We start from the raw sequence: 262 nt of genomic DNA, 5'->3' as shown, positions 1-262 counted from the left end.
CCAGCCTGTCCGCATGTTCGGCGGCATGGACATCATCCACTTCCCGCCCAGCCCCCAGCCGTTCCTGCATCGGCACGGCGCAGAAATAATAGCCAACCCCCTGCACCAGCAACGCCATCAATGCGGCCGTGGACAAGCCATGAACCGGCCGCTGGAGCCGCACCGCGTCGAGCAGGCCATCGAGCCGTTTCTGGAACGGCAGCACGAAATGTTCGACGATATGATCCAGCCGCCAAGTCGAACGGCAACCTTCCACATTGGT

General features: G+C 62.2%; 1 pseudogene. It reads right to left on the bottom strand.

Annotation, left to right across the window (positions count from 1 at the left end):
• Window positions 1–262, bottom strand: a pseudogene (locus tag ACFC3J_RS22560) (TetR/AcrR family transcriptional regulator); the annotation flags it as partial.

Origin of the sequence: Sphingobium sp. (assembly GCF_041987595.1) — a bacterium.
Taxonomy (GTDB): domain Bacteria; phylum Pseudomonadota; class Alphaproteobacteria; order Sphingomonadales; family Sphingomonadaceae; genus Sphingobium.
This window is presented reverse-complemented; position numbering and strand designations above follow the sequence as displayed.